Below are 8,491 nucleotides of genomic sequence, written 5' to 3'. Positions count from 1 at the left end.
GGGGGGGGAGATTGTGCTAAATCAATGCTACAAGGGATATTCAGCATATGCCAAAACATCCCTTGTAGTGTGATAACGTTTGCAACCAGGCAGTGTTTTCTCTGTAGGATGTTTATTTGCAAATGCCCGTTTTAAGGTCGCAAGCCATGCCTTTGGCTGGTTTTCTTACGAAATAGCTATTGTCGGCTGGTTGTTTTATCAGTTCGCCTGTATTTAGAAGTGGTGCAATGGCTGTCTCCATTGCCTCAATATCGACAAAGTCGAACGCCTCTTTCACTTCTTCGGCTGCCAGTCGGGGGTGCGTTTCCATTAGTCCGAACAAAGCTTCGGGCGAGTAGGTAACAGCTTGTGGCAGGAGTTTTCCTTCGCTAACGGCCTTAATTATGGCAGTCATGGTGTTGTAATCGCGAAAACTTTTCAAGGGCATCTTTTTGCCTTCGTATTCGAAAACAAAGGTGGGAAACACCTCAACCTTCATGCTAATGGCCTCTTCCACATCTTTCCAAAAGGCTTTTTCAGCCGAACCATCATTGAGCGGGTCGAGAAAAGCAGCGATGTCAATGCCACTTTCGTCGGCAATGGCTATCAGCTCGCTTTCGGTTATAGCCTGTCGTGCCTCTGCCATAGCTGCCGCACGCAAGTTATATAGAAAAAGGTCGGCCTTTTCCATGTTGGCCATTTGCGCTGCTTTAAAGGCAATGCAAAGGGGGAACGATGAGTTTTCGGTTTCAGAAAATAGTTTAAATCCCTCTACCTTAATAGGCATATGGTGTTTCTCGGCCGTTTCTAGGCAGTGGTTTATAAAGTCTTTGTTCTCCTTATTATAATAAGCGGTGGCATCCATGTCGGCTGGTTTGTTCTTATTCATGTCCTCTATCAGTCCGCCCATCACGTTTCTCCAAGTGATAAGATTTGGGAAATGGGTTTCCAATTTTCTGAAATAAGGTTCTTCGCCCCAACACCAAGGACACACTGGGTCGGTTACATTTGTTATGATTACTTTACTCATGTTCTGCTGTTTAATATTGTTAGTTTATGTTGTTGAGCACAAAGTTACTCATAAAACAACTTTTCTCCATCATTTTAAACTCTTTTATGAATACAAATGATTGTTTTATGCGTTTTTTGTCCTAAGTTTGCAGACGATTTATATTTAAACAAAGAGAAACATGAAAAAGTTACTTATGATGGTAGCTGCATGCGCAGTTATCGCATCTTGCCAACAAAAAGGCAAAAATGCAACCGCAGAGAATTCAAAGGACTCAATAATGGCTGTAGATACAACTGCTGCTGCAGGTGTTACTTATAGCGGAACTATCCCCGCAGCCGATGGTCCTGGTATCAAGTATACCGTTACTTTGTCTGGCGACTCAGCAAAAACCTTCACCCTCGAAGAAGTTTATTTGCAAGCTAAAGACGGCAAAGACGACGTGAAAACCTACACTGGTGACGTTGAAACCATCAACAAAGAAGTTAATGGTAAGGCCGTTAAAGCTTACAAGCTGGCTATGGATAAGGACAACGCTCTTTATCTGCTCGTTAAAGACGACGCTACTTTGAGCGTTGTTAACGACCAACTCGAAGAGGCTGCTAGCGGAATGAACTACGACTTGAAGGTGGTTAAGTAATTCCCTAAACCAGTTAATAACTATTTTTATCCCGTGCAGTGTGGTTTTTGCCAAACTGTACGGGATATTTTTTTAAGCTATGGTGTATAAACAATTTGTTTTGCATCGCATTTTTACTCTAATACTTACTTTATTACACAATAATTTATGTAATTTTGCATGCAGGGCAAAGCCCAATCAAAGATTGTTTTTAGGTAAATCATAGCTGTATGAGTTTGAATGTAGAGAAAGGCAAACGCAAACGTATTGTCATTGTTGGCGGTGGCTTTGGTGGCTTGCAGGTGGCTAATGGCCTGAAAGGCACCGATTATCAGGTGATACTTATTGATAAAAACAACTATCACCAGTTTCCACCTCTTATTTATCAAGTGGCGTCAGCAGGGATGGAAGCCAGTTCTATTTCTTTTCCTTTTAGAAGAAATTTTCAAAAACGTAAGAATTTTTATTTTAGAATGGCAGAACTGCGGGCCATCTATCCCGAAAAAAAACTTCTCCAAACCTCAATAGGAAAGGTGGAGTACGATTATTTGGTGCTCGCTGCTGGAGCTACAACCAATTTTTTTGGAAATAAAAATGTTGAAGAAGAGGCTATGCCCATGAAAACGGTAGACGAAGCCATGGGTTTGCAAAACGCCATCCTGTCGAATATAGAACGTTCTATCACCTGTTCTACAAAACAAGAACAACAAGAACTGCTCAATGTGGTTGTTGTGGGTGGTGGAGCATCGGGCGTTGAGATTGCTGGAGTGCTCTCTGAAATGAAACAAACAATACTCCCACGCGATTATCATGACCTAGATCCCAGTTTGATGAACATCTATCTTATCGAGGCTGGCAACCGTTTGCTTTCAGCTATGTCGCCTCAGTCGTCTGAAGCTGTAGAGAAGTATTTACGAGAAATGGGTGTAAACATTTTGCTGAACAAGATGGTAACCGATTATAAAGACCACAAGGTGGTGTTGGCCGATGGCTCTTCTATCTCTACTCGCACGTTTATTTGGGTGAGTGGTGTGGCAGCACAGCAGGTGGGAAACCTTGATGAAGTCCATCTTGGGCGTGGAAGGCGCATTAAAGTGGATGTATTTAATAGGATTGAAGGACTCGACGACGTGTTTTGTATAGGCGACCAGTGTATTATTGAAGGCGATAAAGATTATCCCAACGGACATCCACAATTGGCGCAAACAGCCATTCAGCAGGGAAATAACCTTGCTAAAAACTTCAAACGCATGGCAAAGGGAAAACCATTGACTACCTTTAAATACAGAAATCTAGGAACAATGGCCACCGTTGGGCGAAATAAGGCCGTAGCCGAGTTTGCTAAAATAAAGATGAAAGGCTTTTGGGCATGGTTTATGTGGCTCGTTGTGCATTTGCGTTCCATACTGGGTGTACGCAATAAAGTGGTGGTTCTGCTCAATTGGATGTGGAACTATTTTAATTACAACCAATCATTGCGTATGATTTTCTATCCCAAGAAGGCTAAAGAGATACGCGACAGAGAAGAACGCGAGACAAAAAACCACTGGGGTGAAGACCTTTTACAACAATAAACGGAAGAAAGTGAGAGCGAAGAATAGCCCAAATGGCTCGCAACAAACCAACGAAAGCCAACAAAGTCTAAAACTTAGTAGGGCGGAAGCTCACCCTTTCACTTTTTTTTCGTACTTTTGCAATCATAAAGCACATTAGTAAGAAAGTATGAACGTATTAGAACTAAGTGAGCAGGAAATAGTAAGAAGACAGAGCCTGCAAGAGTTGCGCGACTTGGGTATCGACCCTTATCCCGCGGCAGAGTATCCCACTGATGCTTTTTCAACCGACATAAGAGACAATTTTAGCGACGACGAGCAACGTGAAGTGTGCATTGCCGGACGTATGATGACGCGCCGTATAATGGGAAAGGCCAGTTTTATGGAGCTGCAAGACTCCAAAGGGCGTATTCAGGTGTATGTCACTCGAGACGATATTTGTCCCGACGACAATAAAGAATTGTATAACACCGTGTTCAAACGTCTGCTCGATATCGGCGACTTTGTGGGGGTTCGTGGTTTCGTGTTCCGCACGCAAACAGGTGAAATATCGGTTCACGCTAAAGAACTCACACTGCTTAGCAAGAGTATCAAACCGCTTCCCATCGTGAAGTACAAGGATGGGGTGGCTTATGATAAGTTCGACGACCCTGAATTGCGTTTCCGTCAACGTTATGTAGACCTCGTTGTAAATGAAGGTATCAAAGAAACATTCTTGAAACGTGCTAAGGTAATAAGCACCATGCGCCAATTCTTCGACGAAGCTGGCTATACCGAGGTGGAAACTCCCACGCTGCAAAGCATTGCAGGCGGAGCAACTGCACGCCCCTTTATCACACACTTCAACGCACTTAACCAAGAAATGTATCTGCGCATCGCCACCGAGCTTTATCTCAAACGACTTATCGTTGGCGGTTTTGAAGGTGTTTACGAGATTGGTAAAAACTTCCGTAACGAAGGAATGGACAGAACGCACAATCCAGAGTTCACGCTGATGGAACTTTATGTGCAGTATAAGGACTACAACTGGATGATGGCGTTCACCGAACGCTTGCTAGAAACCATCTGCGTGGCCGTTAATGGCAAACCCGAAAGCGTGGTCGACGGAAAAACTATCAGCTTCAAGGCGCCTTATCGTCGCTTACCCATTCTCGAAGCAATTAAAGAAAAAACAGGTTACGACCTCGATGGTAAGACCGAAGACGAAATTAGACAGGTGTGCAAGGAACTCAAACTTGAGATTGACGACACAATGGGCAAAGGAAAGCTTATTGACGAAATCTTTGGTGAATTTTGTGAGGGACAGTTTATTCAGCCTACATTCATCACCGATTACCCCGTAGAGATGAGTCCGCTTACAAAGATGCACCGTTCTAAGCCTGGATTGACCGAACGTTTCGAACTGATGGTCAATGGAAAAGAGCTTGCTAACGCCTATTCAGAGCTTAACGACCCAATTGACCAAGAGGAACGTTTCGTTGAACAAATGAAACTGGCCGACAAGGGCGACGACGAAGCAATGGTTATTGATAAAGACTTCCTACGCTCTTTGCAATATGGTATGCCTCCTACATCGGGTATTGGCATTGGAATAGACCGCTTGGTAATGCTCATGACGGGACAAACCACCATTCAAGAGGTGTTGCTCTTCCCGCAAATGCGCCCCGAAAAAACGATGCCCAAGAGCACAACGGCCGAATGGCAAGCGCTAGGCGTACCTGCCGAATGGGTACCTGTGTTCAATAAAGCGGGATATAACCTCATCTCAGATATTAAAGAAGTGAAGGCACAAAAGCTGCAAATGGACGTTTGTAACGTAAACAAAAAATATAAATTAGGGTACGAAAACCCGAAGGTGGATACCTTCCAAGCTTGGATTGACAAGGCTAACGAAGGTTAAGGCACAATTAGAGGTGAAAAGGAACGCAAAAGGCAAGAGCCACTGTTTTCCTTTCCACCTCTTTGCCTTGTTTTTCGAGGTTCATAGGGTGTTATTTGCTCACTTCCTCGCTCTTTTTCACCTTTAACCCTTTCACTTAACCATGTTCAACTGCGGTAAAATAGCAATTGTGGGAGGTGGTAGCTGGGCTACTGCCATTGCCAAAATTGTGGTGCGACACACGCATCACATAGGATGGTATATGCGCCGCGACGACCGTATAGACGACTTCAAGCGCTTGGGACATAACCCTGCTTACTTAATGAGTGTTCATTTTGATGTAGACGAAATTTACTTTTCGAGCGATATCAACAAGATTGTTGAAAACTACGACACGCTTGTATTTGTTACTCCTTCGCCTTATTTGAAAAGCCATCTCAAAAAGTTGAAGACACGTTTGCACGATAAGTTTGTGGTTACGGCCATCAAGGGACTTATCTCTGAAGACAATTTGCTGTGCTCCGAGTTCTTCCATCAAGTGTACGATGTACCTTATGCCAACATTGCTTGCATCGGTGGCCCTTCGCATGCAGAAGAAGTGGCTCTTGAAAGGTTGTCGTATCTCACAGTTGGTTGTGCTGATAAGGAGAAGGCAAAGGCCTTCACCGAGATATTAAGCAGCGATTTTATCAAGACCAAGACCAGCCAAGATGTGGTGGGCATTGAATATTCGTCGGTGCTTAAGAACGTTTACGCCATTGCTGCAGGCATTTGCAGTGGCTTAAAGTATGGCGACAACTTCCAAGCTGTGCTTATGGCCAACGCTGTTCAAGAAATGGCGCGTTTTCTTTCGGCTGTTCATCCGCTAGAACGAAATGTCTACGACAGTGTTTATCTTGGCGACTTGCTGGTTACTGGCTATTCTAATTTCTCGCGAAACCGCACCTTTGGAACAATGATTGGTAAAGGATATAGCGTGAAAAGTGCTCAAATAGAGATGGAAATGATTGCTGAAGGCTATTTCGGAACCAAGTGTATGAAGGAAACAAACAGACATCTGCACGTGAACATGCCCATTCTCGATGCTGTATATAATATATTGTACGAGAAAATTTCACCCCAAGTGGAGATAAAGTTGCTCACCGATAGTTTTAGATAGTTAAACACCACACGATATGAAAAAGGCTATTCTTATTTTGATGTCCTTTCTTTGCACCTTAATAGCCGATGCAAAAAAGATCGTAACCAGTCTTCCTTCACCAGAAACATTGGCTGCCATCAATGACAGCATCATCAAGGAAGGACATCAATTGTATCTATTTGAAAAACTGAATTGGGAACTCACCGACCTCTTTCTTGCACATCATGGAAGGGAAGAGATGGGTGGACAAATGACTTACAGGGCCAAAAACGGCACCATCATTGCCTTTTTTTGCGACAAATCAATGAAAAACAGCTTATATGAGTTAAGATACGAGACATCATCCCCAAAGTTTATCGCTGTTGATTCTGTTCGTCCGCTTACACAAGAAGAAAAAGAACTTGTTGTACGGAAAGATGTCTTGGTCGCTAAAATGTGGAAATTGGCAGATAGTATCAAAGGTGTCTCACCTGAGTTCGGACAGTTTAACGCTGATATCATTCGCATTAACGACCATATAACACGGTTATATCTACTGACGGGAACGGTAAAACCGGGCATTATTCCCTTTGGGAATGATTACAGTTTCGACTTTACCAACGACAATCGTCTTGTCGCTTTCCGCCGTTATCACCGTTCATTAATTCCAACACAAACCAACCACAACGGTAAGACTGTAGTATCCACAATTCATTCTCACCTTAAAGACAACCCCTATATCACTGCAACAGACATTTGTAACTTTCTTCTTTACGGGCGAGATATTGCTGGTATGAAGTCGTTTTATGTTTATAGCACAGCTTGTGAATGCCTCTTCGCTTATTGGGATGGTGATAAACCTGTCATTAAGATTGAGGAAATACCAAAGGAATAGGTTGCAATAATAAGATAAACGTAGAATTTAAAAGATAAATACAATGAAACGTATTCAATTAGACATCACCAAAGCCGCCCAATTTCTTAGTGAGGGCGCAGTGAAAGCCTACGAGCCGAAAGTGAAAGCGGCGCAAGAGGCGCTTGAAAATGGCACTTGCCCTGGTAACGACTTTTTGGGTTGGCTGCATTTGCCCAGCTCTATCACACCCCAATTCCTAGACGAAGTGCAGGCCGTTGCCAACACCTTGCGTGAGAAATGCGAAGTAATCGTTGTGGCAGGCATCGGTGGCAGCTACCTCGGTGCACGTGCCATTATCGAAGCGCTGGGCAATTCGTTTGCTTGGCTTGTAGGTGATAAGGCAAATCCAACAATTGTTTTTGCAGGAAATAATATTGGTGAAGATTATCTCTTCGAACTTTCTGAGTATCTAAAAGGTAAGCGTTTTGGTGTGATTAACATCTCTAAATCGGGTACCACCACCGAAACTGCTCTCGCATTCCGTTTGCTAAAGAAGCAATGCGAAGAACAACGCGGCAAGTCCGAGGCTAAAGACGTTATCGTTGCTATTACTGATGCCAATCGCGGAGCTGCAAGGGCTGCAGCAGATAAAGAAGGTTATAAAACCTTTGTGATACCCGACAATGTGGGTGGACGTTTCTCTGTGCTCACACCTGTGGGTCTTTTGCCCATCGCTTGTGCTGGTTTTGATATCAAGGCTTTGGTTAATGGTGCTGCCGATATGGAGAAAGCCACTGCTCCAAACGTGCCTTTTGAGGAGAACATTGCTGCACAATATGCTGCTGTGCGCAATGCATTATACACAGAGCAGGGTAAGAAAATAGAGATAATGGTGAACTATCAGCCTAAGTTGCACTTCATTGCCGAATGGTGGAAGCAACTTTATGGCGAAAGCGAGGGTAAAGAACACAAGGGTATTTTCCCCGCTGCATGCGACTTTACCACCGACTTGCACTCTATGGGGCAATGGATTCAGGAGGGCGAACGCAGCATCTTCGAAACCGTTATAAGTGTTGAACAACCCGCAAAGAAACTGTTGTTCCCCAGTGATGATGAGAATCTAGACGGTTTGAACTTCCTTGCCGGAAAACGTGTTGACGAGGTTAACAAAATGGCCGAGCTGGGAACGCTGCTCGCTCACGTTGACGGTGGCGTGCCAAATATTCGCGTTGTTGTGCCCGAACTGAACGAATACTATATCGGACAATTGATTTATTTCTTCGAAATAGGTTGTGGTATAAGCGGAAACGTGCTGGGTGTGAACCCATTTAACCAGCCTGGCGTTGAGGCTTACAAGAAAAATATGTTTGCCTTACTAGACAAACCTGGCTACGAAGCCGAAAGTAAGGCTATAAAAGAACGTCTGAAATAAACGCTTTAATTTGCGAAACGCCTCTTCGCTGATAAAAACGAAGA

7 protein-coding genes are annotated in these 8,491 nt (G+C 43.8%); 6 read left to right on the top strand and 1 reads right to left on the bottom strand.

The features are described 5' to 3' along the window. Positions 1–112: 112 nt before the first annotated feature. Positions 113–1,009, bottom strand: coding sequence for a DsbA family protein (locus QME03_RS10545; protein ID WP_281724321.1), 897 nt, complete (start codon positions 1,007–1,009; stop codon positions 113–115). A gap of 160 nt (positions 1,010–1,169) precedes the next feature. Between QME03_RS10545 and QME03_RS10540 the strand changes: the two genes are divergently transcribed. The 6 genes from QME03_RS10540 to QME03_RS10515 all read left to right on the top strand — a co-directional run bounded on the left by QME03_RS10540 (position 1,170) and on the right by QME03_RS10515 (position 8,447). Next, the gene (locus tag QME03_RS10540; protein WP_273147220.1) at positions 1,170–1,628 is read left to right on the top strand and encodes a copper resistance protein NlpE N-terminal domain-containing protein; all 459 of its coding nucleotides are present in this window, start codon (positions 1,170–1,172) and stop codon (positions 1,626–1,628) included. A 209-nt stretch (positions 1,629–1,837) separates the two neighbouring features. Beyond that, positions 1,838–3,181 carry an NAD(P)/FAD-dependent oxidoreductase gene (locus tag QME03_RS10535; RefSeq protein ID WP_281724320.1) on the top strand — a complete coding sequence of 448 codons (1,344 nt, stop codon included), beginning with the start codon at positions 1,838–1,840 and terminating at the stop codon, positions 3,179–3,181. A 148-nt stretch (positions 3,182–3,329) separates the two neighbouring features. Beyond that, the gene (gene lysS / locus QME03_RS10530) at positions 3,330–5,060 is read left to right on the top strand and encodes a lysine--tRNA ligase (RefSeq protein WP_273147225.1); all 1,731 of its coding nucleotides are present in this window, start codon (positions 3,330–3,332) and stop codon (positions 5,058–5,060) included. A gap of 142 nt (positions 5,061–5,202) precedes the next feature. Continuing rightward, on the top strand, positions 5,203–6,198 hold the full coding sequence (locus QME03_RS10525) for an NAD(P)H-dependent glycerol-3-phosphate dehydrogenase (RefSeq protein WP_273114923.1): 996 nt from the start codon (positions 5,203–5,205) through the stop codon (positions 6,196–6,198). Positions 6,199–6,214: 16 nt separating this feature from the next. Next, positions 6,215–7,054, top strand: coding sequence for a hypothetical protein (locus tag QME03_RS10520; RefSeq protein WP_281724319.1), 840 nt, complete (start codon positions 6,215–6,217; stop codon positions 7,052–7,054). Positions 7,055–7,097: 43 nt separating this feature from the next. After that, positions 7,098–8,447, top strand: coding sequence for a glucose-6-phosphate isomerase (locus QME03_RS10515; protein WP_281724318.1), 1,350 nt, complete (start codon positions 7,098–7,100; stop codon positions 8,445–8,447). The last annotated feature ends 44 nt before the right edge of the window (positions 8,448–8,491 follow it).

Origin of the sequence: Hoylesella shahii (genome assembly GCF_937990675.1) — a bacterium.
In the GTDB taxonomy this organism is placed as follows: Bacteria; Bacteroidota; Bacteroidia; order Bacteroidales; family Bacteroidaceae; genus Prevotella; species Prevotella shahii.
Note: the sequence above shows the minus strand (reverse complement) of the source record. Positions and strands in the feature narration are given on the sequence as shown.

Bases quoted from the DNA above. Each gene is read 5' to 3' on its own strand.
- QME03_RS10525 (WP_273114923.1), top strand. From the start codon at position 5,203: ATGTTCAACTGCGGTAAAATAGCAATTGTGGGAGGTGGTAGCTGGGCT.
- QME03_RS10515 (WP_281724318.1), top strand. From the start codon at position 7,098: ATGAAACGTATTCAATTAGACATCACCAAAGCCGCCCAATTTCTTAGT.
- lysS (WP_273147225.1), top strand. From the start codon at position 3,330: ATGAACGTATTAGAACTAAGTGAGCAGGAAATAGTAAGAAGACAGAGC.
- QME03_RS10535 (WP_281724320.1), top strand. From the start codon at position 1,838: ATGAGTTTGAATGTAGAGAAAGGCAAACGCAAACGTATTGTCATTGTT.
- QME03_RS10540 (WP_273147220.1), top strand. From the start codon at position 1,170: ATGAAAAAGTTACTTATGATGGTAGCTGCATGCGCAGTTATCGCATCT.
- QME03_RS10520 (WP_281724319.1), top strand. From the start codon at position 6,215: ATGAAAAAGGCTATTCTTATTTTGATGTCCTTTCTTTGCACCTTAATA.
- QME03_RS10545 (WP_281724321.1), bottom strand. From the start codon at position 1,009: ATGAGTAAAGTAATCATAACAAATGTAACCGACCCAGTGTGTCCTTGG.